Source organism: Metabacillus sp. GQ13 (genome assembly GCF_059758525.1).
Genome location: NZ_JCAXET010000004.1, coordinates 23,366 through 49,823 on the forward strand (window position 1 = coordinate 23,366; position 26,458 = coordinate 49,823).

At 35.4% G+C, this 26,458-nt stretch carries 27 protein-coding genes; 25 read left to right on the top strand and 2 right to left on the bottom strand.

The window, feature by feature from the left end; translation table 11 throughout:
* The first annotated feature begins 8 nt into the window (after nucleotides 1-8).
* From AC6CHR_RS05565 to AC6CHR_RS05660, 20 genes are all read left to right on the top strand, one after another.
* Entirely contained in the window at nucleotides 9-1,055 is a 1,047-nt protein-coding gene (locus AC6CHR_RS05565) for a 3-oxoacyl-ACP synthase III family protein (RefSeq protein WP_498247539.1), read from the top strand.
* 17 nt (nucleotides 1,056-1,072) lie between these two features.
* Nucleotides 1,073-2,983 (top strand): HAD-IIIC family phosphatase, encoded by a 1,911-nt coding sequence (locus tag AC6CHR_RS05570; RefSeq protein WP_498247540.1) that lies wholly within the window; start codon nucleotides 1,073-1,075, stop codon nucleotides 2,981-2,983.
* A complete protein-coding gene (locus AC6CHR_RS05575) occupies nucleotides 2,980-3,210 on the top strand; it encodes an acyl carrier protein (RefSeq protein ID WP_498247541.1) in 231 nt (76 codons plus the stop codon). Before AC6CHR_RS05570 ends, AC6CHR_RS05575 begins: the two co-directional genes overlap by 4 nt.
* Entirely contained in the window at nucleotides 3,210-4,007 is a 798-nt protein-coding gene (locus AC6CHR_RS05580) for a 2-oxo acid dehydrogenase subunit E2 (RefSeq protein ID WP_498247542.1), read from the top strand. The genes AC6CHR_RS05575 and AC6CHR_RS05580 overlap by 1 nt, the downstream gene beginning before the upstream one ends.
* Nucleotides 3,989-5,509, top strand: coding sequence for a phytoene desaturase family protein (locus tag AC6CHR_RS05585; RefSeq protein WP_498247543.1), 1,521 nt, complete (start codon nucleotides 3,989-3,991; stop codon nucleotides 5,507-5,509). Before AC6CHR_RS05580 ends, AC6CHR_RS05585 begins: the two co-directional genes overlap by 19 nt.
* Entirely contained in the window at nucleotides 5,506-6,279 is a 774-nt protein-coding gene (locus AC6CHR_RS05590; protein WP_498247544.1) for an enoyl-CoA hydratase/isomerase family protein, read from the top strand. Before AC6CHR_RS05585 ends, AC6CHR_RS05590 begins: the two co-directional genes overlap by 4 nt.
* Nucleotides 6,280-6,294: 15 nt before the next feature.
* Nucleotides 6,295-6,741 carry a 3-hydroxyacyl-ACP dehydratase FabZ family protein gene (locus AC6CHR_RS05595; RefSeq protein ID WP_498247545.1) on the top strand — a complete coding sequence of 149 codons (447 nt, stop codon included), beginning with the start codon at nucleotides 6,295-6,297 and terminating at the stop codon, nucleotides 6,739-6,741.
* Nucleotides 6,742-6,782: 41 nt separating this feature from the next.
* A complete protein-coding gene (locus tag AC6CHR_RS05600; protein WP_498247546.1) occupies nucleotides 6,783-7,532 on the top strand; it encodes a 4'-phosphopantetheinyl transferase family protein in 750 nt (249 codons plus the stop codon).
* Between the two features lie 107 nt (nucleotides 7,533-7,639).
* Nucleotides 7,640-8,845, top strand: a complete 1,206-nt coding sequence (locus tag AC6CHR_RS05605) for an FAD-dependent monooxygenase (protein ID WP_498247547.1) — start codon at nucleotides 7,640-7,642, stop codon at nucleotides 8,843-8,845.
* A gap of 55 nt (nucleotides 8,846-8,900) precedes the next feature.
* Nucleotides 8,901-9,866 (top strand): dTDP-glucose 4,6-dehydratase, encoded by a 966-nt coding sequence (locus tag AC6CHR_RS05610; RefSeq protein ID WP_498247548.1) that lies wholly within the window; start codon nucleotides 8,901-8,903, stop codon nucleotides 9,864-9,866.
* 177 nt (nucleotides 9,867-10,043) lie between these two features.
* Nucleotides 10,044-10,970 carry a glucose-1-phosphate thymidylyltransferase RfbA gene (rfbA, locus tag AC6CHR_RS05615; protein WP_498247831.1) on the top strand — a complete coding sequence of 309 codons (927 nt, stop codon included), beginning with the start codon at nucleotides 10,044-10,046 and terminating at the stop codon, nucleotides 10,968-10,970.
* Complete coding sequence (gene rfbB / locus AC6CHR_RS05620; RefSeq protein ID WP_498247550.1) at nucleotides 10,970-12,040, top strand: dTDP-glucose 4,6-dehydratase; 1,071 nt, start codon at nucleotides 10,970-10,972, stop codon at nucleotides 12,038-12,040. The genes rfbA and rfbB overlap by 1 nt, the downstream gene beginning before the upstream one ends.
* Nucleotides 12,033-13,313 (top strand): glycosyltransferase, encoded by a 1,281-nt coding sequence (locus AC6CHR_RS05625; protein WP_498247551.1) that lies wholly within the window; start codon nucleotides 12,033-12,035, stop codon nucleotides 13,311-13,313. Before rfbB ends, AC6CHR_RS05625 begins: the two co-directional genes overlap by 8 nt.
* Nucleotides 13,314-13,370: 57 nt before the next feature.
* Nucleotides 13,371-13,991 (top strand): hypothetical protein, encoded by a 621-nt coding sequence (locus AC6CHR_RS05630; protein ID WP_498247552.1) that lies wholly within the window; start codon nucleotides 13,371-13,373, stop codon nucleotides 13,989-13,991.
* Nucleotides 13,992-14,065: 74 nt separating this feature from the next.
* A complete protein-coding gene (locus AC6CHR_RS05635) occupies nucleotides 14,066-15,019 on the top strand; it encodes an ABC transporter ATP-binding protein (RefSeq protein WP_498247553.1) in 954 nt (317 codons plus the stop codon).
* Nucleotides 15,016-15,846, top strand: coding sequence for an ABC transporter permease (locus tag AC6CHR_RS05640; protein WP_498247554.1), 831 nt, complete (start codon nucleotides 15,016-15,018; stop codon nucleotides 15,844-15,846). Before AC6CHR_RS05635 ends, AC6CHR_RS05640 begins: the two co-directional genes overlap by 4 nt.
* A 174-nt stretch (nucleotides 15,847-16,020) precedes the next feature.
* On the top strand, nucleotides 16,021-16,791 hold the full coding sequence (locus tag AC6CHR_RS05645) for a thioesterase II family protein (protein WP_498247555.1): 771 nt from the start codon (nucleotides 16,021-16,023) through the stop codon (nucleotides 16,789-16,791).
* 250 nt (nucleotides 16,792-17,041) lie between these two features.
* Nucleotides 17,042-18,199, top strand: a complete 1,158-nt coding sequence (locus tag AC6CHR_RS05650) for an acyltransferase family protein (RefSeq protein WP_498247556.1) — start codon at nucleotides 17,042-17,044, stop codon at nucleotides 18,197-18,199.
* Nucleotides 18,200-18,531: 332 nt separating this feature from the next.
* Nucleotides 18,532-19,245, top strand: a complete 714-nt coding sequence (locus tag AC6CHR_RS05655; protein WP_498247557.1) for an MBL fold metallo-hydrolase — start codon at nucleotides 18,532-18,534, stop codon at nucleotides 19,243-19,245.
* A 5-nt stretch (nucleotides 19,246-19,250) separates the two neighbouring features.
* Nucleotides 19,251-19,817 carry a TetR/AcrR family transcriptional regulator gene (locus AC6CHR_RS05660; protein ID WP_498247558.1) on the top strand — a complete coding sequence of 189 codons (567 nt, stop codon included), beginning with the start codon at nucleotides 19,251-19,253 and terminating at the stop codon, nucleotides 19,815-19,817.
* Between the two features lie 417 nt (nucleotides 19,818-20,234).
* Here AC6CHR_RS05660 and AC6CHR_RS05665 read toward each other — a convergent pair whose 3' ends face one another.
* Complete coding sequence (locus AC6CHR_RS05665) at nucleotides 20,235-20,534, bottom strand: hypothetical protein (RefSeq protein ID WP_498247559.1); 300 nt, start codon at nucleotides 20,532-20,534, stop codon at nucleotides 20,235-20,237.
* 105 nt (nucleotides 20,535-20,639) lie between these two features.
* The gene (locus AC6CHR_RS05670) at nucleotides 20,640-21,656 is read right to left on the bottom strand and encodes a DUF3231 family protein (protein ID WP_498247561.1); all 1,017 of its coding nucleotides are present in this window, start codon (nucleotides 21,654-21,656) and stop codon (nucleotides 20,640-20,642) included.
* A 457-nt stretch (nucleotides 21,657-22,113) separates the two neighbouring features.
* Here AC6CHR_RS05670 and AC6CHR_RS05675 point away from each other — a divergent pair, with 457 nt between their 5' ends.
* The 5 genes from AC6CHR_RS05675 (at nucleotide 22,114) to AC6CHR_RS05695 (ending at nucleotide 26,328) form a co-directional block, all read left to right on the top strand.
* A complete protein-coding gene (locus AC6CHR_RS05675) occupies nucleotides 22,114-22,368 on the top strand; it encodes a DUF4190 domain-containing protein (protein WP_498247562.1) in 255 nt (84 codons plus the stop codon).
* Nucleotides 22,349-22,735 carry a TIGR04104 family putative zinc finger protein gene (locus tag AC6CHR_RS05680; protein WP_498247563.1) on the top strand — a complete coding sequence of 129 codons (387 nt, stop codon included), beginning with the start codon at nucleotides 22,349-22,351 and terminating at the stop codon, nucleotides 22,733-22,735. Before AC6CHR_RS05675 ends, AC6CHR_RS05680 begins: the two co-directional genes overlap by 20 nt.
* 520 nt (nucleotides 22,736-23,255) lie before the next feature.
* Nucleotides 23,256-23,951: a polysaccharide deacetylase family protein gene (locus tag AC6CHR_RS05685; RefSeq protein ID WP_498247564.1), complete on the top strand. Its 696-nt coding sequence runs from the start codon at nucleotides 23,256-23,258 to the stop codon at nucleotides 23,949-23,951.
* Between the two features lie 437 nt (nucleotides 23,952-24,388).
* Nucleotides 24,389-24,985, top strand: coding sequence for a TetR/AcrR family transcriptional regulator (locus AC6CHR_RS05690; protein ID WP_498247565.1), 597 nt, complete (start codon nucleotides 24,389-24,391; stop codon nucleotides 24,983-24,985).
* A gap of 92 nt (nucleotides 24,986-25,077) precedes the next feature.
* Complete coding sequence (locus AC6CHR_RS05695; protein ID WP_498247566.1) at nucleotides 25,078-26,328, top strand: MFS transporter; 1,251 nt, start codon at nucleotides 25,078-25,080, stop codon at nucleotides 26,326-26,328.
* The last annotated feature ends 130 nt before the right edge of the window (nucleotides 26,329-26,458 follow it).

Sequence of the window (26,458 nt, forward strand, 5' to 3'; positions counted from 1 at the left end):
GGTTCAGAGTGAACGAAATTAAAATTATAGGCGTTGGTAAGTTCTTACCAGGGAAGCCGATTACTAATTTGGATATGGAAAAGATTTTTGGTATTCGCGAAGATTGGATTGAAGAGATTATTGGAACAAAAACAAGATATTTTGCTACCGATCTTTATCAGAAGAAAATTGAATATCATTTATCGGATATATCTGTTAAAGCAGCGACTGAAGCGGTTGAAAATGGCCGGGTTCAATTAAAAGACATCGATTTAATTGTCTTGTCTACTGCAACTCCGGATCATTTAATGCCTGCAACCGTCAATACGGTAGCAAGTAAATTAGGTTTAAATAATATCGCCACTTATCAAGTTCAATCTGGTTGTTCCGGTGCTTTACAAGGAATAGAGGTTGCTTGTCAATTTTTAAAAGAGGGAACTTATCGCACAGCATTAGTGATAGGTGCGGATGTGTGTAATAAGTTTTTAGATCTAGACAGAGATTTCTCTAAATTAAGAGCACATGAACTAATCAATTATGCTTTATTTGGTGATGGCGCAGGAGCAGCGATCCTTTCGACAAATATGGAAAAAGAAGGATTAAAGATTGAAAAACTGATCAATCGATTTGAGGGACTTGACCGCGACCCAGGACAGGTGATGAATTGGTTCGGAGTGATACCAGAAAACATTCATGAATTGAGTGTAAGAGATAGAAGAAAGATCTATCAATCGGCAAAAGAGGATTATAAAGCAATTGAACAAAACGTCCCTAAAATGGCAGAAGAAATGATTAACGAGTTACAAGCGAAATGTGAGTGGGACTTCGCAGAAATTGACTTTTTTCTAGCACCTCAGCTTGGTGGTAATATGACAAACAAAATTAATGAGTATCTAAATATCCCAAATGAAAAAGCGATAAATTGTGTTGAATATACAGGAAATAACGGAAATGCATTACCATATATTCAATTGAGCTTACTTCAAGAGAAAATGAAAGTTGGCGAAAAAGCAGTTGCTGTAGCAATTGAATCATCAATGTGGATTAAGACTGGGATGTCTCTGAAAAAAGAATGATGAAGGAGGGGATGAACATGAGTGGTAGAGACGATTCTATTACAAAACTCCGTAAAATCAAGAAAGAAAATGAATGTGCCAACGAAAAAAATACAATCATTGAGCTGATTCAAACAGCAAATTCAGCAAATGAATTGGAGAAAATCGGACATCTTTTAAGAGATATGACTGCTAAGGACTGGAAAAATGAAAAGAACAGTAATGTGACTGAAGTCAAAATTGCGATATTGAGTAACTTTACCTGTAACTCAATGGCTCCCTACCTACGCGCACTGATGTTAGAGCATAATCTATGGCCTACCATTTATATTGCAGATTTTAATCAATATCACTATGAATTATTAAATCCGGACAGTCAGTTATACTCGTTTCATCCGGATATAACGCTATGTTTATTAGACGAACACATTTTCCTTGATGAATTACATGTTGGCTGGAATTCAGACAACCTTAATCAATTGGTAACAAGAAAAATAGAAGAAATCAGAAGCCTACTCCATACATACACGGAACATTGTGAAGGTATTATGATCATGAACACTATCCCAATTTCAGCAAATACCTATGATTCTTTTCTCGATTACAAAAATAAGGCTAGATTAAGTATTGAATGGCGAAAATTCGAAATTGCCTTATTTGAGATATCAGCGGAATTAAAACAGTGTATTGTCATTGACTCAAACATTCTCGTACAAAATATTCAAGCATCGACGCGTCCAGATGCCAGACTATACTATTACGCTCATTTGCATATGAATGGAAATATGTTTTTAGCGTTTACAGAAGAGATCGTGAAAATAGTACGTGCGAATAACGGGTTAAACAAAAAATGTTTAGTACTTGATTTAGACAATACCCTATGGGGTGGTATTGTCGGTGATGATGGGATTGAGGGAATTAAACTGGGCAATGACTTCCCTGGAAATGTCTTTGTTGATTTTCAAAGAAAAATAAAGCACTTAAAAGAACAAGGGATTTTACTAACAATATGTAGTAAAAATGATATCGAGAATGTGTATGAGGTATTGGATTCCCATCCAGACATGGTGCTGAATAAAGAGGACTTTGTAAGGATTTATGCTAATTGGGAACCAAAACATGAAAATATAGAAAAAATCGCAAAAAGCTTAAATATTGGAATCGATAGTCTTGTATTTATTGATGATAATCCATTTGAGAGAGAAATGGTCCGAAACCATTTAGACAATATTACAGTTCCAGAAATATCTGAGGAACCTGCTAACTATGTGAGAGACCTATTATCAACTGGATGGTTTAATACATTAGAGCTAACAGAGGAAGATAAAAAACGTACGAATAATTATAAGCAACAAGAGGAACGACAAATCTACAAAAACAGTGCGACTTCAATTGACGACTACTTACATGGGCTAGACATTCAACTAACAATACTGCATCCAGATCAATTTACCTTGCCTCGACTGACACAATTGAATTTACGAACAAATCAGTTTAACCTGACAACCCGCCGATATCAGCAATCTGAAATGGAAAACATGGTAAAAGGCGGAGAATTTATAATAAGAGGCTTTCAAGCGAAGGATAAATTCGGTGATTACGGGATTATTGCAAGTGTCATTTTGCAAAAAGATTTTGTTAACAATGAAAAAACAATCTGGATTCGGAATATTTTAATGAGCTGCAGAGTGTTTTCTAGAGGTATTGAGACAGCAATCATCAATGAAGTAATGAAGCTGGCAAAAGATCAAGGTGTGAAACAGCTGTATGCAGAATATATCCCTACTAAAAAAAATGAAATCGTGAAGGATTTTTACAAAAATCATGGCTTCCAAGTGGTGGATGATACCTCTTCACAACTTATTTTCGTCAATAATCTACAACATTCATTAAAAGAAGTTCCATGGATTACAATACATTCCAAAAGTGAGGAGTTAGTGACGTCTTGACTAGTGAACAACAATTAATTGAATTAATAGCTGAAGTGATTGATGTTGAAATGGACATGTTGTCCCTTGATATTGGACCAAACGAAATTGAAGAGTGGGACTCGGTCAATACTCTGCGAATTTTAACAAATATTGAATCAGAACTTGGGATCCGTATCCCTTTAGCAGAATATCATCAAGCAAAAACAATTGGAGAGCTGTCTGAACTTATTAGGAGTTATAAATAATGGGTAACACCCGAGTTATTCGATTTCCGAAAGAGCGATCTCATACTTTTTATTTTTTACAATATGCAAAAAATTATCCCACCGTCCATATTGATACAACGGTAGATATGAGCAATATTCTTCAAGTAAGGGATCGATACCATTCGACACAAGGTGTGAAATATAGTTTTATTACCTTTCTTACACAAATCGTAGCTAAGGTTATCGAACATTACCCTGAAGCGAAATCGGCTGTAAGAGGAACTTTCAGTCCAAAGGTTGCCTATTATGAGCAAATTCATGCAAAGTTTACGATTGATAAAGAGATAGATGGTACGAGAGCAGTTCTTTCAGGGCTAATAGAAAATGTTAATCAATTATCCTTAGAAAATATCCAAGAAAGAGTTAATTATTATCGGGATCTACCATTTGAAGAGATTCAAGAATTTAAACAGATTAGAAAGCTACAATCATTACCACTCGTTATCGGACAATATATTTATCGAAATGTTATCAATAATTTTCAAAAAAGACAGCAATTATTAGGAACATTTTCAATTACTTCTTTTGGACATCGAGCAATTGATCATGCCTATCCTGTCATATCATCGACACTCAGTTTTGGAGTTGGAGCTATTAAAGAATCCCCAGTAATAATCGATAAAGAGATTTTAGTACGTCCAATGATGGGGATCACTCTTTCCTTTGACCATCGAGCAATTGATGGAGCGATGGCTTCTGATATCTTGAGTGATGTAAAGAAGGAATTAGAACAATATGAATTGTTAGGAGCAGATAGATGTCAAGAAAACCATTGAAAGAACAATATGATGTCATTGTAGTTGGTGCTGGGATGGGGGGATTAGGAGCTGCAGCCTACTTAGCACAGGAAGGTTACTCAGTATTAGTTGTAGAAAAGCACTATCGCGCTGGTGGATATGCTCACTCTTTTAAACGGAAAAAGTACTTATTTGACTCGGCCGTTCGTATTGTTGCCGGAGCTGAGGGGAACGGTTTATTGCATAGTCTCCTTGATCATGCAGGTCTTGCAGATAAACTCCCTTTTATTAAGTTAGATGATATTTATTCCGCTGTCTATCCTGAGCACCAATTTACCGTAGGAAAAAGTGTCCAAGGTTTTTATGACGCATATGCAGAGATGTTTCCACATGAAAAGGACAATTTACATAAACTCATCATTGAAATGGAAGAGTTATATGATGCAACAATCAATATGTTGCATTCCAAAAGTCCACTCGATGCACTATCTAATCCGATTGTGATGAAATATCGCACGATGACATTTGATGAGATGCTCAAAAGCTTTATCAAAGATCCTCAATTAGCATATATGTTAGCAGCATTATGGGGCTACTATGGGACTTCACCTGCATCTGGTTCTGCAATGTATTTCTCATATGCGATTATGAGCTATTTTAAAGAAGATATTTATTATTTAGAAGGAAGTTTTCAGACTCTTGCCGATGCATTTGTTAAGAGAATACAAGAGTGTAATGGAGAAGTATGCTTAAATGCAGAAGTCGTCAAAATTGAAGTAGAAGATAAAGCCGTTAAAGGAGTTCATCTTAAAAAGGGACAATATATTGAAGCTCCAGTCATCATTTCTAATGGTGATCTGTTAAAAATGATGAATAAATTAGTTGGCGAAGATAAATTCCCAACGAGATACAATAAGAAAATTGCTAATTTATCGATTTCGATGTCTGCATTTGAGGTGTTTATCGGAACTGATTTGCCATTAAAAGAGATGGGGTTGACTCACGAAACATTTGTTTACAATGACTATAATTATGATGAAATTTATAATCGTCATACTCAACTCAAAGAATTAGGTTCAGCAGGACTTAGTGGGTTGGCCATCTCATGCCCAACATTAGCGGACCCTTCACTAGCTCCCGAGGGCAAGCATACAGTCATCATTACCACATTGGTTCCTTATGATATTGGTGATGATTGGAAGGAATTGAAGTCAGAATACGAGCAAGCTTTGATTAAGTTGGCTGAAAAGGCAATCCCTAATTTATCAGAACATTTAGATTACGTGGAGTCTGGTACGCCTTTAACAATGGAGCGATATACAAGTAATAGTTTTGGTGCTATTTACGGGTGGGAACAAAATATGAAGCAAATGATCTCACGGCCACAACACGAAACACCAATTAAAGGCTTGTATTTATCAGGGCATTGGACAGATCCAGGTGGTGGAGTGGTATCCGTTCTCCTCTCTAGCTATAAATTATATCAAAAGCTAATGAACAAAAAGGAAGTATTCAAAAAGGAAGAAATGGTATCGAAATGATCAGAAGAACAGACAATGGTTCAATCAGATATCTAGAATTTAATAATAATAATAGTAAAAATAGTCTTGATTTAGAGATGGCTCAACAACTCTTAGAAGCGGTAATTGAGGCAAATAACAAACCTGATTGTAATGTCATTATCTTCTCTAGCACGGGGAGAGCCCATTTTTCTAGGGGGCCAGATATAAACCAATTAATGATGCTAACAGAACAAAAAAATGGCGTCGAGCTGTTAGATGACGTGATTTCTATATTAAATCAAATCATTATCGAAATTTATGAATCACCTAAGCTAACTATTGCAGCTATTCATGGCTATGCCTATGGTGGCGGACTTAACATTATGTTAGCGTGCGATTACCGTTTAACAACTGATCATGCAAAGTTTATTGAGAGCTTTTTAGCGATGGGTGTTACACCTGATCTTAGCTCTAGTTACTTCTTACCTAAATTAATTGGGATGACAAGAACAACTGAATTACTATACACAGGGCGGATGTTTACCGGTGCAGAAGCAACACAATGGGGAATGTTTCATGAATCCTACCCAAAGCGTATTGAAATGATCGAGCGTGCCAAACAACTTGGCGAACAATTTGAACATCTATCATTAGACATTCTTTCGAATACAAAAATGTTATTAAGGGAATCTCTTTCTAATTCACTAAAGGAACAATTAACCTTAGAAAAGCAATTTATCGTCAAGGCTTTTAATGATCCGAAAGTCAAAACGAACTTAATGGCTGTAAACAATAAAAAATTACTTTAAATAAGGGAGCTCTTCATGCAGACAATTAATATGAGACCGCATCAATTGTTAAAACAAGCACCACCTTTCCTATTTGTAGATAAAATTATCGAACAGAGCGAAAACAAAATAAAGTGTGTTAAACACTTAACGTATAATGATTCTTTTTTTGCCGGTCACTTCCCGGGAGATCCGATTGTTCCAGGCGTTTTAATGATTGAAATGGCTGCTCAAGCAAGTATGCTATTAGTTTTGAATAAAATGGAAGAAACGGAGCCGAGAATTGGCTATTTGGTTCAAACGAAGGATTTCAAATTCTATAATTCTGGTAGGCCAGGTGATAGTTTATACATTACTGCCGTGGAGAAAGAAACGTTCGGGAATTATATCACTGTCAAAGCATTAATTACGATTGAAGATTCAAAAGTTAAAGCTGCTAAAGGAGAATTAATCTTTTTTTTACCTGAGGAGTTGAAAGAATGAAGATCGGTTGAACGTCTCCAGAAATCAATAAGGTGACAATATTGCCTGGAGAAACCCACATATGGGCCGCAAGCCTTAACACATGGGCACCTTATGCACATCTTCTCGAGGGGAAACTGAGTTGTGATGAACGGAAAAAGGCGATTAACTACTTATTCGAGAAGGATAAAAACTATTATGTAGTTAGTAGATATTTGTTACGGAAAATCATTGGTTCCTACCTTAATCTACCTTGTGAATATATACGCTTCGGCTATGGAGAATATGGAAAACCTTTCATTGACCCATTGATAAATGATAAAAGTCTCAGTTTTAACCTTTCTCATTCAAGAGATATGGTGATGTTTATCTTTAGCATGAATCAATCTGTCGGTATTGATCTTGAATATACGGAAAAGGGTTATAAGGGAGGATCGATTATTGACCGCTGGTTTACTTTGCATGAGCAGTCAATTTATCACCGATTACCAAATGAAGAACAAAAAAGGTATTTTTACCATGCGTGGACATCGAAAGAAGCTTATTTAAAAGGGCAAGGAAAAGGAATTACCATTCCACTTGATGATATCGAATTAATTTTTGATCGTGAAGAAGGTGAGTTTACCTTTCAATACCAATTTAAGAACCAAATAGAAGGATTGAAATGGAATTTATACACCTTCATACCATTTAGTGATTATATAAGTAGTTATGCCATTCGCAGTCGCAACATCGAAGACAACGTTAAGTGGTGGGATCTTACTGGAAATCCGGCAAAGCATGGATTAGATGATAGAATCTTAGCCTTCTAGATTCGTTTCTATTTCGGGGTTTCATGGGCGATGTGATTCAAGCAAACTAAGTCTACAGAAATGTAGACAATGAACGTATCAAGTTTTGAAGTAATGGAGGGGTTCCTATGACAAATGTTGTGAAAACAGATGTATGTATAATCGGTTCTGGTCCTGGAGGAATGTTACTTTCTCTCCTATTAGTTAAAGAGGGATTTCATGTCGTTTTAGTTGATAGACAGGTTGATTTTGGTCGTGAATTTAGAGGTGAATTTCTTCAACCTGGTGCTTTGCTACTAATGAAGCGTTTAGGCATTTTAGAAGCCATTGAACAAAAAGGAGAGCCAATTCAAAGTTATCAAATTCTTGAAGATAATAAAGTGATTCTTTCCTTTGCCTTTAATGAAGTATCAGGTCATTTTCGTTCAGGGATAAATGTTTCACAGAGTCACGTCCTTCAATTAATGCTTGAAGAGTGTCAAAAATATGAGGGGTTTGTGTTTAAGCCAGGTTATGCATCCTCTCAACTAATTGAAACGAATGAAGGCGTGCAAGGTGTAACCATTAAATCGAAAACTGGGGATCTTATTGACGTTCAGAGTAAATTAGTTGTTGGCTCTGATGGACGAGCATCTCATATCCGAAAATTGTCCGGTGTTCCTGTCCATAAACATGAGTTTCAAATGGATATTTTATGGACAAAAATTCCAAAACCAGCAAATTGGCAAGAAATAATACAAGTTCGCATACATGAAGCAGGTTACTTAGTTCTCATGCCTTCTTACCCTAACAAGTTGCAAGTAGGAATTGACATGCCTAAAGGTGGTTTGAAAACATTTAAAAATCAAAATTTAGATGAAATAGTTGCCCAACTAGTCAAAGCTATCCCTGAAGCAGAGGCTGAACTAAAAGAAACACTAACTTCTTGGTCAGTATTTAAACCACTTTCAGTCAATGGAGCGTTAGCAACCACTTGGTATAAAGATGGATTGGTACTTATTGGTGATGCAGCCCATACGATTGGTCCGATAGCGGGTCAAGGAGTAACCCAAGCAATGAAGGATGCTGTCGTTTTATTTGGCACGATCCGTAACCAGTTATCATCTGAAATGGTGTCTGCACATGTGCTAACTAAATTCCAAGATGAGCGTTTTGATGAAGTGAAGGCTCTATATAGGTTACAAAGTACTCAAGAACGGTTATTGATGGCAAAATCTACAAGCGGCAGGTTTTACAGACGAGCTTTATATTTCATCTTAAATAATACACCACTTCGAAATAGAATGGCTAAGAATATGACAATGAAAGATATTGAAACGCAAATATCACAATAATGAACTTGATCGTTAAAAAAATTGTGTTTTTACATTCAAATAAGTAGGTGATGAATTGAGAGTATTATTAGTTGGTGGTGCTGGTTTTATTGGAACGAATTTCACTAAATATATATTTGAACGAAATACTGATGATTACGTTGTAAACTTGTCTACTACAACGAATCCGACAAATAATCGAAACGTAAACCTATTTTCTGACAACCCAAACTATCAACATATCGAAGGTCGAATAGAAGATACGGAAGCGTTACGGAAGGCGTTTATGGAGAAAATAGATGTTATCGTGAATTTTGCAGGAAAAACGAATGTTGACATGAGTATTCGTGATCCAAAAGCTTACATTTTTGATAACTTATTGGGGACACAAATGTTAGTAGAATTCGCTCATCAATACAAAGTTAGCCGATTTATTCAAATTTCCAGTGTTGAAGTATACGGTGAAATCGAGCGAAATCAAGATGTATTTGAAACGAATGTCCTTTCACCAATTAATCCATATGCAGTAAGTAAAGCGTGTAGTGATTTATTAGCGCTATCTTATCATAAGTCTAAAGGTTTGGATGTTGTCATTGCAAGATGCACAAATAATTATGGACCTTTCCAACAACCGGATAAATTTATCCCTAAGGTTATCACAAATGCCTTAAAAGGAGAGAAAATCCCTTTATATGGAGAAGGCTTACTCGTCCGAGATTGGCTCCATGTTTATGACCATTGTTCTGCATTGTATACCATTATGCAGCAAGCAACAGAAGGGTCGATTTATAATATTTCAGGTAATAACCTAGCATCTACTTATGAAATCATTGACGAAGTCTTACAGTTAACTGGCCGATCTTGGTCATTAATTGAACGTGTCCCAGAACGAGCTGGAGATCACGATCGATATGCGCCTCGTTGCGATAAGTTAAGATCTGAACTAGATTGGAAGCCTAAATATGATTTATCGAGCGGATTAATCGAAACAGTCGAATGGTATCGCCAAAATTCACCAACTATGGTTGGGGGATCTCACTAGTTTCCATGAAAATCAGTTTATCAGTTTGCTTGCCATTAAAACAAAATGATTTTCAATGAAAATATCAATTTATTGAAACGAAATGAACAAGACGCCAGTCTATTTACCTTTAGTAGTACTTTTTTCGAAAAAAAGTCTTTGAAAAAATAGCTTTATGAAGGAATGGGGATGAAAATAGTGAAGGGTATTTTGCTTGCTGGAGGACACGGAACACGGCTTTTTCCTTTAACCAATATCATATCAAAGCATTTATTACCGATTTATGATAAACCAATGGTCTACTATCCTCTATCTATTTTGATGCTTGCAGGAATAAAAGACATATTACTGATTACAACACAGCGAGATCTACCACACTACGAAGGATTGTTTGGAGATGGAAGCCATTTGGGGCTATCAATCTCCTACGAAATTCAAGATCAACCAAATGGAATTGCAGAAGCATTTATTGTTGGAGAGGAATTTATCGGTGACGATTCTGTTGCGTTAATACTAGGTGATAATATCTTTTACGGACAAGGATTAGTGCAAACATTGCAAGTTGCAGCCCAGCGAACAGAAGGTGCTACAGTGTTTGGCTATCGAGTGAAAGATCCGCAGCGATTTGGAGTAGCTGAATTCGATTATGATCTTAAAGTCATTTCTATTGAAGAAAAACCAGTTCATCCAAAGTCGAATGTCGCAGTTACCGGCCTCTATTTTTATGATAATGATGTCGTGAAAATAGCGAAATCGATTCTACCTTCAAAACGCGGCGAATTAGAAATTACCGATATTAATAAAGAATACTTATCAAGGGGGAACCTACATATTGAACCTCTAGGTAGGGGCTATGCTTGGTTAGATACTGGTACCCATAAGTCACTCGTGCAGGCTTCACAATTTATTGAGACCATTGAAATAAGACAAGGATTAAAGGTTGCCTGTATAGAAGAAATTGCTTTCCGTATGTTTTACATTAATGCTGCTCAATTAAAACAACTTGCCTCAAAATATAAAAACGAATACGGCGAGTATTTATTTGAAATAGCTGAACAAAAAGAAAGTGACTTTTCAAATGCATATAAAGATCAACAGTCTAACAAAGTGGGGAGTTTAACATAATGAATAATCACACCGATAAGAGCATGTTGATTACAGGTGGTTCCGGGTTTATTGGTTCTAACTTTGTGCAGTATTTTCTTAAAAAGTATGCTAATTATCATATTGTAAATCTTGATAAATTAACCTATGCAGCGCAAGAGTTTACCAGCGAATTAAGTAATTCAAAGCATTACACCTTTATAAAAGGATCAATTGAAAATCGAGAGCTAGTCGAACATATATTTAAAGAATATGACATTCAAGGAGTTATCAATTTTGCAGCTGAGTCCCATGTAGATAATTCCATTTCAAATCCTGAAGTATTTATGGTTTCTAATATTATGGGTACATTTAATTTGTTGGATACGGCATATAAATACTGGATGGTTGATGTGAATGAAGTAAAACCAGGCTATGAAACAAGTCGCTTTCATCAGATTTCAACCGACGAGGTGTATGGATCATTAACTGAAACAGGTTCCTTCACTGAGGAAAGTAATTATGCGCCAAATAGCCCTTATAGTGCCAGCAAAGCAAGCTCAGATCTCATTGTTAGAAGTTACTTCAAGACTTACGGATTAAACGTAGTGACAACAAACTGTTCAAATAACTACGGACCTCGTCAAAATAAGGAGAAGTTAATTCCTACCGTTATTCGGTCTGCTTTAGCGGGAAAACAGATTCCCATTTATGGTGACGGAAAAAACATTAGAGATTGGTTGCATGTTCAAGACCATGTTATGGCAATTGATCTAGCATTTCATCAAGGGAAAAGTGGAGAAACCTATAATATTGGCTCTGATAATGAATGGAGTAATCTCGAATTAGTGCAAGCCATTTGTACACTTTTAGATGAAAAAGCCAAAGATAAATTACTAGACTATGATCTAGATAGCTTTCATCACTTAATAGAGTTTGTTAAAGATCGACCTGGCCATGATTGGCGTTATGCGATTGATTCTAGCAAAATGAGAGAACACTTGGGTTGGACGGCCACCATACAGTTTAAAGAAGGACTAAGTCAAACAATTGACTGGTATGTGGGTGAAGGACAAATAAACAAAGATAAGCAGGTGCTAAGCAATGGCTAAATATTTATTTGCAATCTGGCCGTCTATTGGCCACATTAATCCTGGTTTACCAATTGCTGAAAGGCTCATTCAACAAGGTCATGAAGTTACCTGGTATACGAGTACTCATTTTCAAAAAAAAGTAGAGGCTACTGGGGCAACCTATATCCCTTTTAAAAGTCTTCGAAACTTTTCAGGTTCTACCCTTGAGGAGGATTTCCCTGAAATGCCTGAGTTTGAAGGACTCAAAAAGTTCAAATGGGGGATTCGGCATATTATCGCTAATACAATGGAGGGGTTTGATAAAGACTTAAACGAAATTCGTAAAAAGTTTGAACCTGATGTGCTTGTTATTGATCCCACTTTTACAGGGTTAATCCCATTAAGATTAAGAAAAGACTCAATAAAAGTAGTTTGCTATGGGATTCTTCCTTTATCTGTTACTAGTAAGGATACACCTCCATTTGGTCTAGGAATGATTCCTAATCCATCATTAACAGGTAAGTTTAAAAATCAATTCTTTAATTTCTTTGTGCAAAAAGTGGTTTTTAAACAAGAACAAGAACATTTTAATCAAATTCTGAAACAGATGAAATTACCAAAATTAAGGAATTACTTCTTAGATGTAGCTGTCTTTGAATCAGATTTATATCTGCAGGGGACTTGTCCGTCATTCGAGTATCCGCGGTCAGATTTACCTGATAATGTAAAATTTGTTGGACCATACAATATGATAAAGCCTTCCAACAATGCGCTTCCTGAGTGGTGGGAAGATATCCATCTAGGTAAACCTGTTGTCCATGTGACACAAGGAACATTGTCTAATACTGATATGAATAAATTGATTATTCCTACTATTAAAGCTCTAGCTAATGAAGATGTGCTAGTGGTTGTCACAACAGGAAATCAAAAAGACGTAGACTTAGGAATTGAAATTCCAAAGAATGTTCGTATTGAGAAATTCATCCCTTATTCTGATTTATTGCCACACGTCGACGCTATGATTACAAATGCAGGCTATGGTGGTGTTCATTTTGCTATCCAGAATGGTGTACCTCTTATTACAGCAGGGACTTCAGAGGATAAGCCTGAAGTAAGTGCTCGTGTAGAATGGGCAGAGATTGGAATAAATTTAAAAACAGAAGCCCCTTCTGAAGAACAGATTCGTACAGCTGTACAGCAATTGTTAACAAACAATATGTATAAAGAGAAGGTTACAAGACTTCAAAGTGAATTTGCTAGATATGACGCTTACAAGTTAACCGTTAAGTATCTCGAAGAAATTGTTAGTTAATCGTAACGTTTTCGTTTTTCATAAAGTAGATAATCTTTATTAAGGGAGAGAAAGTACATGTCATCAAACTTTTTATTTAGATCAATAGGTGGAGTTGCAAGTATTATATCGGGATTATTCTTAAGTATTTCACACCTAATCAACTTGCAAGGCGGTACGGAGGGTACAGTTGTTGGTCATCATTTCGTCTTATTTGGCCATCTAGGTCTTATCCTAGCGTTTATAAGTTTATATGAAGCTCAAGGAAGTAAAAACAATTTATTAAGTACCTTAGGAATGTTATTTAGTGTTGTAGGTTCTGTCTTTGTCACAGCCGTTGTCTATTTAGAAACAGCAGCAGCTGCGAGTATAAATGGGAGTCCTACCTTTGATGATGTTGTTTCAGAAATGATCTTCTCGGTGGGCCCATTATTTTTCGTAGTTGGAATGATCATCGTTGGAATTTCGATTATGAAAGAAGGCATTTTACCTAAAACAGGTGGATTGTGTTTAATCATAGGAACTTTTATTTTTGCAATGGCGTCTGTGATAACGAGTGCTGCTGCGAGCCTAACTGTGATTGGAGGAATCATTACTGGTCTAGGATTTGTATGGTTGGGATCATTTTTACTATCGGCGAAAGGAAAAGCAAAGATTACTTCTCAGTATGAATCAAATACATTAGCTAATAGATTTTGAGATGCTCGTTTAGCAATTATCAACTGTACAGTAACTGAGTAAATAGAATGAAATGTGAATGTGTGAGGTGGATTATGAAAGATATCGTTTATGAAGTGAAAGATGTAAATAAAACATATAAAAAAGGAAAAGTCGTTGCGAATAATCAGATTAATTTAGATGTGTATCATGGCGAAATACTAGGCTTGTTAGGTCCTAATGGTGCTGGTAAGTCAACATTAGTGAAACAAATGGTTGGTCAACTGAAACCGTCTAAAGGGGTCGTTTCACTATATGGAATGGATGTGACCAAGGAAGCGAAAAAGGTTTCCCGGCTTGTCGGTTATTATAGCCAAGAACCTCATTCTATGGCTTCGTTATCTGTAGAAGAAGCCATCTTTTTTACTGGAAGATTAAGAGGAATGAGCTTTCAAGACGCTAAAAGTAATACAGATTATTGGCTGGAAAGGTTAGAACTCGGAACCATTCATAAAAAACAGCTTAAGCGAATATCAGGTGGGCAGAGACGACTCGTAGGAATAGCGACAACAATGGTGGGCAACCAACCTGTTCTAATTTTTGATGAACCAACAAATGAACTAGACCCATTAAAACGGAAGCTTGTTTGGGATACGATTAGAGAAAGAAATCGTGACTTTGGAGCCACAATTATACTTGTTACCCATAATACCTATGAAGCAGAGCACATTGTTGATCGTGTAGGGGTAGTAAATGAAGGGAAAATGCTTACAGTCGGTTCAGTTGGAGAATTGAAAAAGAAAGTAGACCAACGACTTAAAATAGATTTATCTATCCGAATAGGTCAACGTGAAGTAGCAGAAAAGGTACTTGCTAAATGGTCTTATCCAGTAGAGATTCTCGGAGAAAATCAATTACGGTTATTCGTTACACAAGAAGAATCATCTACATATTTACAACAAATTGCGGCTTATATGAATGACTTAGCTTGTGAGGAATATAAAGTGGTGCCTCCATCACTTGAAGATGTATACGTTCATTTTGGTGGAAAGGGTGTAAATTTATCATGAGTAAACTAATAAGAGAGCAGAACAGATTTACAAATTTACCAATCCCTCTTGCAGGACTAGAGCCAAAAGGCCTAAAAGCCATTCAAAGTAAATTGTTAGAGCTATGGTACTTATTAAGGATTGAGTTCAAAAATATCCGTGGTTCATGGGTATGGTCAGTCCTGATGATCTCGCTTTTTCCTTTAATCACCATCGCATTTTTAAGCTTTTTTATGGTGAATCCAACAGAAGAAACGATTACAAGAGTGATCACTGGGACAATGGTTTTTCCAATTATCTTAATGGGAATCAATACGTTCGCCATTGAATTATCTTTAGCCAAACATAGCGGTCATTTTGTCTTTTATTCATCATTACCTATTTCAAAGGTGAACTTTATTGTATCGAAACTAATAAGTGGTTTTATCATGACATTACCGTCTGTATTGATTATGACATTTCTTGGTCAAATCATATTTGGTGTTACATTGAATTTTAGTTGGATTGTTTTACCGATCATGGTCCTATGTATAGGGTGTTGTGTCGGACTGGGTATGTTAATTGGTTTTCTTTCGCCTAATCACCAAGTGACCAATCTAGGTTCACAAAGCTTTATGATGTTAGTTAGTTTTCTGACACCAATTATGATACCGATCGAGCAATTGCCTATCGTTTTACAGTATGTATCCTATGCAATCCCTACGACATATGTAGCGGAATCGTTCCACACATTATTTACGACCGGTTGGGAAAACAGTGTAGGGTTGAATATGATTATATTGGGCGGATTCTTCGTTCTTTGCTTATCACTTGTTCTTTGGAAGATGGATTGGCGTGTTGAACGCTAAACGATATAAAATATCAGAAAGGAGTGATCGTATATGAAACGGATTGTATATGCCGGTATTATTGTCATGACATTTTCTTATTTTTCTAAAGATCGTCGCAAAAGAAAATATATAAAAATCAATCGCAGATAAATAGTGTAATCGTTACATTTAATCTAGTAGGGAGGAGTGAATATGTCGAAACCAAGCTATCTTTCAAACAGCTTTGTTAAACTAAATTCGGTTGATGGTCAGCATAAATTATTTTGTTTTCCCCATGCAGGTGGCAGTGCTTCCTATTTTCGAAAATGGGGAACGATTTGTGAAGAAATGGAAATTGAACTTATTGCGATCCAATTACCTGGAAGAGGCAAGAGAACAGGGGAACAACCACTAGATAACATGGAATGTGTAATGAGTCAGTTAGTAGAAGAACTACCTAGTTTACTAGATGAACGTCCCTTTTCTTTTTTGGGACATAGTTTGGGAGGTATGATTAGTTACGAACTGTGCCGTCAACTATCGGTAAATCATCAAAAAATCCCAAATCATTTATTTTTATCTAGTTGTAGAACACCTGACACTCCTTCAAGTGTGAATAAATTGTATCAATTACCAGATAGAGAATTTATCAATAAATTAAAACGACTCAATGGTACTCCGTCTGAAATTTTAGATAATCCTATTTTCAGAGCATTGTATTTACCTCTTTTACGAGCTGACTTTAAATTAGCTGAGACATATAGAAATACGTTAAAAATACCATTGCCGGTTAATATCACTTGTTTTTATGGCGATCGTGATATTGTGAAGCGTTCAGACGTTTTAAAGTGGAGAGAATATTCGTCATTAGCGTATTCACATCAGATGTTTAATGGTGATCATTTTTATTTGGGTAAGCATGTGAAGGAGATTCTAAAGATTGTCCATTGTAAAATCGATCAGAAGATATATGAAAACAAATAAGCAGTAAATATGAAAAACAATGGATTGAATCAAGCATGAAAGAACAAGGGGGTAAGTCACAGGACAAGCAAACAAGAATGATGGGTGATGAGGACGAATGATACGGTGAATTTGACCATGGAGATTCTTGCCAGTGACAAATTTATCTCTAATAGGGGTAACACCCTCTTAAAATGTGTTCCATTCTGTTTAACATAACAAAAAGGAATCTAGAAAATGGATAACAACAATAGATAATGGAGTGTGTTGAATGGAAAATCAGAGGTTTCAGCAATTGGATTCAATAAGAGGATTGGCAGCGTTTTCGGTGCTATTATATCATATGTATTTAGTAGCTCCTGCTTTCCCATCGCTTTTGTGGTACTCTCCACTAAGGGTCACAATAAATGGTCATGGAGCCGTTATTTTATTTTTTGTTTTAAGTGGTTTTGTCTTATCTCTGCCTTTTTTTACAGGTAAGGTCTTCTCATACAAAACGTTTATAATTAAACGAATTTTCAGGTTATATATTCCTTATCTAGTTGCGATTGTCTTTTCAATTCTATGTTTTTACTTCTTTTCAAAAGGTGGGATTGATAGTCTAAGCCCATGGTTTAATCTGTTTTGGACGGAAAAGGCAGACACTGAGTTGATAGTATCGCATGTAAATCTCTTAGGTAATTTATATACGGATGCTTTTAACACAGTGATTTGGTCGTTAATTCATGAAATGCGGATCTCGATCGTTTTTCCTGTAATCATGTACTTTATCATAAAGTATTCCAATAAAACCAATTTTATCATTTGCTTTTTACTATCAGCTATTAGTGGACTTAATGAAATATACCACATTGAAGTGAGTAATGGTTTTCACACAACATTATTTGATACGTTACATTATGCGGCTATTTTCATGCTAGGTGCCTTAACAGCCAAAAACATACCGAACTTGACTAAGATATATAAGCGAATGAAAAGATCCACTAAAGTGTTATTGCTCTTGTTTGGCTTAATGGCTTATGCATATGCAATGGCGATTTACTTTTTTACATTGTTACCATTTACCGAGAAAATTGGAGATTATGGTGTGGCAATTGGGGCAATTATTATTATTTTACTATCGTTAACATCAAATAAAGTAAAAAAGGTTTTAATTAATAAATCTTTCGTTTTTTTAGGGGAAATATCTTATAGTTTATACCTATTTCACTTTCCAGTCCTATTTGTGATGATTTATTTGTTACATGGTAGTCTACCTATTTGGTTCATTTATATCATAACGTTACCGACAGTAATGATTATATCGACTATCGCCTGGTATTTTGTTGAACGTCCATGCATCAAAATTGGCAGAACGTTCTCAACTCATTTGAATAAAGGTAAACCTACAGTAAGTGGTCATGAAGTGATTAAATACAATGCTTCTTAAACAGTAGGGTCTATCATTTGTGCAGTGCATGGTGTACTGCACAAATGAAAAATATCATATTTCCTCGTTCATTACTCTGTCTGCCTTATGTCAAACTCAAACCACTTCATTCAACTGTTTACACACATCCTTTTCGACAAATTTGATATCATGAAAAATGCAGTCATTTCATTCAGAGATGCCATTTTTTACAATTAGATGTATTGTTTCTGACAATTTCCGGATTTTTATTATTAAAATAGTCTAAAAATTGTTGGTTTATAAAAATAGGTCTTGTGAAACTAATGGTATTAGTTATAATGAAACTAATACCATTAGTTGGAGGTTTAAAGATGAAATTAACTAAAGTGAATAATATCTATCAACTTTCTTTCATGCCAAACTTTTTCCCTGTAAATTGTTATCTTGTCGAGGAAGAAGAGTATTTGACATTAGTCGATACAGCCCTTCCATACTGTACAAAAACCATATTGAAAACAGCTGCTGATATAGGAAAACCGATTCGTAAAATAGTGTTAACACACGCCCATAGTGATCATGTTGGTGGATTAGATGGTTTGAAAAGTGAACTCCCCAATGTAGAAATATTAATACCGAAACGGGAATTGAAGATTCTTCAAGGCGATGTATCGTTAGAAAAAGAAGAGGGAAGGATGCCAATTAAAGGGGGCATTCCTAAAAACATTAAAACAAAGCCAGATACCTTATTAAGTAATGGAGATAAAATAGGTTCATTGCTAGCTATCCATTCACCGGGACACACGCCTGGAATGATGGCGTTTTTGGATCTTCGAACGAACGGTTTACTAGCAGGCGATGCTTTTCAAACAAGAGGTGGAATCGCTGTATCAGGAACAATGCGTTGGAGTTTTCCTTTTCCAGCGATGGCAACATGGAATAAACAACGATCGATAGAGTCTGCCGAACACCTGTTAAGTTTTAATCCATCAATACTTGCAGTTGGGCATGGAAGAATGATCATGAATCCTGATAAGAAAATGAAACAAGCAATCGCACAAGCGAAAACATCATTTAGAGGGGCTTAGTCAATATGTCATCAAGGTTTGGGTTAAATCAAGAAATTATCATCACCAAAGCATTAGAAATAGCAGATAGAGAAGGAATGGAAGCTGTCACGATGGCTAATATTGCAAGAGAGTTAACGATAAAGTCTCCTTCTTTATATAATCATTTCAAAGGGTTAAAAGACATTAAGCAAGCTATGGCCAGCAAAGCCCAAAAAAGTCTTTACCAACATTTAAAAGAAGCCACTCAGAATAAGAAGGAGGGGCTTGATACAATTCAAGAGTTAGGAAAAGCGTATTTATCATTTGCCAACCAATTTCCTGGTCATTATGAAGCATCATTAACAGCCCTAGATCCTTCCTCACAAACCGTTAATTTCTTTGGTGATTCAATTATCGATTTGACAAAGGAATCGTTGTCTCTCTATCGATTAAATAAAGATGAGATCATTCATGTCATAAGGGGATTAAGAAGTTTTTTGCATGGAATAGTCGATTTAGAAAGAAAGGGTGGGTTTAATATACAATTAGATATTGGGGACTCACTAGAAATGATCCTAGAAACCTTCGTGAATGGGTTGGCAAGGCGATAGTCTGGAGCGATAACAGTTTGACTGAAGATGCAGCAAGAAATCTCCTTGTTAATCATTCAACAGTAGTTACCTTCAATTCATATTTTTGATTCTTCTGTAAATGAGTCATTATTTTATTGTCTGAGGTGAAAATTCGATTACGAAAAAAAGGATAGTAGCTATTTCAGGCAGCATTCGCAAAGGTTCATATGAGCATCGATAATAATTCTCATTAGGTGATATGGTTTCAACTGCAAATTAGTGGCTATTTGTTTTTCTAATGAAACTTAAATGCCAAGGTAAGCATAATCAGAGGAAAAAAACAATAGTAAAAACTAGGATTGAATAATAAAGCTTCCAAATATTCGAAGTCATAATGCCGGTTAAATCAGCAAACCACTCCAATAAAAGTGAAATAATGATAAATGAAATTGATAATTAGTTCTTCTTATTGGTTCTGTCATAAAAGTTTAAGAATATGACAGCGATACAGGATGGAATAAAACCATATAGTAACAATTCAGGTAAACCATCACTTTTCGTTCCAATATCAAAAATATCAAAAGGGGCGGCTAAAGTCATATCTACCATCCATACTAGATAGCCTATAACTCCAAAACTAATATAAATTTCTTGTTTATTGATTTTTTTCGGCATGAAAATAAAAATAATTAAAAGTAAAATGCTAAGTGAAATAGGATACCAATCCCCTTTAACGAGATCAAAATGAGGGTTCATTACTTAACCACCTAAAACTGAATTTTAAAGATGTAAATTATACTTTATCTATTGTATAATTTCCTTAATTTAGGGCTTTATTCAGGCGAGCAAGAAGGCTATATATCAGCCTTTTTTCTTTTTGACTAGATCATTTTTGTCTTTGGTTCCTGGTGGTTGTTCAAGCCAATTATGTTTGATCATTATGTCAGCGCCACTTTTGGCATACTGAGCGATTTCAAGTGATAATCGTTCATATGAAATGGCTAAATCACTCCGCTGGCTTGCAGCAGCTGCAGTTGCGTAATTACCAGTTCCTGCTGCACTTAAAAGGGACATATGGAACATCACTAATTTATCAGAAAATACTTGTGTTGTGGAATCACTGACCGAGATATCAGCTGAACCAGGGACTTGTATATTACTATCAATTAAAGTCGTTGTGAATAAAGTGATGTGTTTTTGCGAGATCTCTTTTCCTCTTGACATAAAGTCTTGGACTTCATTTAAAGGTGACGTCTGTGCAAAACTAAGAGAAAGCTTAACTCCAATGGTATTCGTTTGGATATTCATAAATAAGTGAGAAATTTCAATAGAGTTAAGTGGCCTTTTATGATTAAACGGATTTAGTCCACTTAAATATTTTTTGCTGTCTATATAATCCGTTTGAGTAGGGACGGCAATATATGGAGATCGTACAAAAATTCCCTTGTTTAGCATTACTTTCGTGCTTTTATTATAAAGCTTGGTTGTTTCAATCAAAGCTCGAGTATAATATTCGCGGATGTCTTCTCTTACACTCATCGAAATCATCCCACTGTAGCCTAACATCCCTACCTTTGCCATATGGTTAATATAGGTTACACAAAAGGAATCAGAATACAGTTTAGGAGCATTTACGTTCACATCATTTTCGTTAAAACCGTTTGGAATGGCATATTGCTCTTTTTCAAAAAGCGAAAAAAGGAAATCCAAGTGTTCTGTTGAAATATCAAGTGCAAATTGAATGACTGGTTTAATTTCTTTATCTTCGCTATGATTTAACATATAAGTTAACATACACTTGGACATGCTATCATTTATATATGAAGTCCAAAGCGTAGCAATTTCAGATGATGTTAGATCAATGTTTTCATGGTCCAATTGAATTCCTCCTTAAATTATATGGCACACATATATTCTTTACAAAAAAATGTTTAACTATGTCAAAAATCGCTATTCTCCTTCATATTAGAATGGATATTGATGACTGGTAGTAAAAACAAAGACGGTTAAATAGAACATAGAAGCCTCTATAAACTTATGTAGGAAGGCTTTTTTAATATTGCCTATCATTAATAATGGAAAATTTGTATAATAATAGGGTTATCTAGGTTTTTCGCTTGGATTGTTGTAAAAAAACTTGGCTAGGTTAGACTTACCACGTTATGCTACTTGAAGTGGAATACGTGAGACTTCTGGACCGCCACTAACAAACGTCTGAAACGAGATAAACCTTCAATGTTAATAGAGACAAGCACTATTAGTAAAGATCCTATCAAAAACAGACGCTCAAATGTAGGAATAATGAAATAGAGAAATAAAAAAAGGTGGGATCGATTTGGCAGACAATATGCCAACAAACAGTAAATCGATTATTTCTTTAACGCTTGGAATTCTTTCCATTTTCATACCAATGATTGGTTTGGTTCTTGGTATAATCGGGATAATTGTTTCAACGATAGCAGTAAAAGAAATAGCTAAGACAAATGGAATTGGTAGAGGGTTAGCAATCTCTGGAATGATTTGTAGTGTAGTAGGAATTATCACTCAAGCATTTCAATTGTTGGGGACTTTTGCCTTTTATTCTTTTTAGGGGTATAGCGAAATTAATTAATAAACTAATAGACTTTAAATGGTTAAGAGGGAATGAGGCAAAGATCGAATTACAAATTTGTGATAAGTGTAAATCGCAATTTAACTGGGGTCAAATAATGAAGTCTCTTTGGGGCTCTTACCGTCCTATCCAATGCAGAAAATGTACAACAAAACATCAGCTAACTATTGTTTCAAGAATGTTAGTCGTATTTTTTATGTATATATCACTGATGTTATTAGGTTTTTTCTTATTATATAAATGGTCTATATCTATCCCATATACAGCCTTCATAATGATTGTATATGGGATGATCTTATCATTATTTCTGCCCTACTTCGTTACATATAGATCAGATAAAGGCTAGGATTTTGCTGAACATTTAAATGGAGGAAATAGATTTGATGGGATTATTACAAGCTCTATTAGGTGCTATAGCGGCCTGGGTTGTTATAGGGTTAATCATGGGCTGTTTTCGCAAAGATTGTTGTTTTTCGTAAAAAGTAAATCTTTAAGAATGCAGCCTATCTTCATGCTCTTTTCGTAAAATCACTTTGATATCCTCTCGAGATCGCTTCAATTTACATAGTACTAGAGTAACAAACTTTTAGAAAAGAGCCGAATCATAAAAGACTTTGAGACAGATATGCTTTTTGTTTTGCTCTTAGGTATCATCATTGGGTGTTTACGGATTTGTTAAAACGAAGTTAATTTGGAAAGGTAGATCAAGCTGAAGAACGGAATGGTTACGAGAGCGGTTATTAAAATAAATGCTACAGATATACTCCGCTGACCTAGACGTCCTGTACAATTGGTGTGTGAAAAGTATCCAATCTGATATAATAAGCAATTGTAGGAAAAAACTTCTAGAAAGAAAGGTCATAACTATGAAAAAGAGATTTATCATTATTGGAATAGCGTTATGTTTCGTATTCCTTTTATTATTTGGTACATATAAATTAATGAATTCTAGAACATTCCAGTTATTTGGAGGTTTAACCGAAAAGGTGGAGACAGATCAAAAGGTGGTTGCTTTGACTTTTGATGACGGTCCTACGAAAAACGTTAATCAGATTCTCACATTATTAGATACATACAATGCAAAGGCAACATTTTTTCTCATAGGTGAAGAAATAGAGATGAATCAAGAGGAAGCTAAAAAGATTGTAGAAGCAGGACATCAAATTGGAAATCATACGTATTCTCATAATCGAATGATTTTCAAAACACCATCCTATATTAAAGAAGAAATTGAAAAAACAGACCAATTAATTCAAGAAGCAGGGTATATGGGAGAAATTGATTTTCGTCCACCAAACGGAAAAAAACTTGTAGGATTACCTTATTACCTAAACAAACATAATAGGGACACAATAACTTGGAACATTGAGCCTGATAGTTATGACACATCAGTTTCTGATAAAGTGAAATATGTAGAGGATCAAATAAAACCTGGTTCGATTATCTTGTTGCATCCAATGTATGATGACACAGGTAAAGAACTTCAAGTAATCGAAGGAGTCTTACAAGCATTATCAAACGAAGGTTATACTTTTGTAACGGTCGATGAACTTCAGAAATGATTTGTTTTTGATATTTCAAGTAGCTGTTTGTTCATATCCTACTTCTTCATCTACCTATATTCTTAGTAAAATCATAGTTCTTATTTATATAGGAAAGTAAGTACGTAAAAAATATGTAAGATGAGACGCCAATCCTCAAGAATCTCTTGACTTTTGGCGTTGTTTTAATTTGTGAACTATATATATTTAGAGTTCATCACTGAAGGTATATAGACTTGGTAACTATGTTAATAGAGGTGGAGGAACGAGGTAAAAAGCACATTGACTTGTTTCGTATAAGTGAATGATGAAAATGACTTAGTCTACCTATAAAATTAGTAATTGACATTTACATTAAGATACTTAAATTTATTAATGAATGAATTGTTCATTCATGAAAATAATGATGTATAATAACAAAGGTGATTCGACAGAGAAAAAAGAAGGGAATGAGTTGAATGACTCCGCTAAATGAAGAGCAACTTCATCAAATTCATGATGAGCGTCAAGAGCAAATCATGCTAGGAGCCCTTAAAGTTTTTTCAAAGTATGGGATTGTTGGTACAAAAATGAATATGATCGCCACAGAGGCAGGTGTCAGTCAAGGACTCTTTTATCGTTATTTCAAATCGAAAAATGAACTTTTTACTATACTTATTCAAGTAGCAATGGAAGAGTCGGTTTCTACTATTGAAAAAATCTATAAACTATCAGTCTCACCAAGAGAAAAAATTAGACTTTTAACTGAAGCGATTCTTGATAAGGATGGTAGGTATTATTTCATGCTTATTCATCAAGCACAAACATCTACTAATGTTCCAGAAAAAGCAAGGCAGGTAATCGAACAATATCCATTAAAAAGATATATTGATCAGTTATTACCGCTATTTAAGGAAGGGCAACAGTTAGGAGAAATTGTTGAAGGGAGTCTAGAAGAGTTAATTTCTAGCTACTTATCGATTCTTTCTGGCGTAATGGTCATAAATTCGCAAAAGAACAGTCTTTACCAGATTCCTAAAGTTGATCTATTAATGCGAATGATATCGAAAGATTAAGAAGATCTTTTGGTTGGTATCGGATAAATATCTATAATAAAAAAATCCTACTTATATAAATCTAAGTAGGAACAGAGAAGGTCGTGAATTAGATGAACGGAACAGAGGAACATGTAATGGAAAATTGGAAAAAGAATATCATATTATTCTTAAGCAGTCAGACGATATCCCTTTTTGGTTCAGCCTTAGTACAATATGCGATTATGTGGCATATAACACTTACCACAGAGTCGGGTATGATGATGACGTTGTTTATCATTTGTGGATTTATACCCACCTTTATTTTGTCGCCATTTGCAGGGGTTTGGGCGGATCGCTACAATCGGAAAATCTTGATTATTTTATCAGATGGACTCATTGCCATTTCAACACTCATACTCGCTATTGTCTTTTTAATGGGAAATGATGCGATTTGGTTATTATTTGTTATGGCTGCTATTAGGGCAATTGGAACGGGTATTCAAACTCCAGCTGTCGGAGCGATTTTGCCTCAAATCGTGCCAAAGGATAAACTGACGAAAGTAAACGGAACAAATGGTAGTCTACAAGCCATTATTATGTTTGTGGCACCGATGGTAAGTGCAGCACTGTTGTCAATGGCATCCCTGGAGATTATTTTCTTTATCGATGTTATTACCGCAGCAATTGCGATCATAACATTACTTGCCTTTTTAAAGATTTCGGTGCACAAGAAAGCAACCGAACAACAAACAACAAGTTATTACAATGATTTTATTCAAGGAGTAACATACATTAAAAATCATGATTTTCTGAAGAAATTCTTTCTATTCTTCGCCGTATTCTTTGTTTTGATGGCACCAGCAGCATTTTTGACACCACTTCAGGTTACACGAAGCTTTGGTGATGATGTGTGGCGCTTAACGGTAATCGAAATTGCATTTTCGATTGGTATGATGGCTGGCGGAGGAATGATAGCTTCTTGGGGTGGCTTTAAAAACAAAGTTCATACAATGGTTTTTGCCAGCCTATTAATGGGAGTTTGTACGTTTGCGCTCGGTATTGTTCCTGTCTTTTGGATTTATTTAATTTTCATGGCTGTATTCGGAATTGCGATGCCAGTTTTTAATACGCCAACAACTGTTTTATTACAGGAGAAAGTAGAAGAAAGTTATTTAGGAAGAATCTTTGGTGTATTTGGAATGATTTCAACCTCAATGATGCCGTTAGGAATGCTCATATTCGGGCCGATCGCTGATGTCATTAAAATCGAATGGCTACTTATCGGGACGGGTTTACTCATTTTACTATTAACGTTTTTCTTAGCACGTAACAAAGTATTACTTGAAGCAGGAAAGCCAGTATTGGAAAAACCCGAAAATTAGCAGAGAAAGGGTCAAATCGGTTCATTTTACTAAAAGGAAATTTATGTTAATCTATTAATAACCATTGAAAGGAGATGTTGTTTTATGTTGAATAAGCAGATTGTTGAGATTGTAACAAATGGGGAGGTAT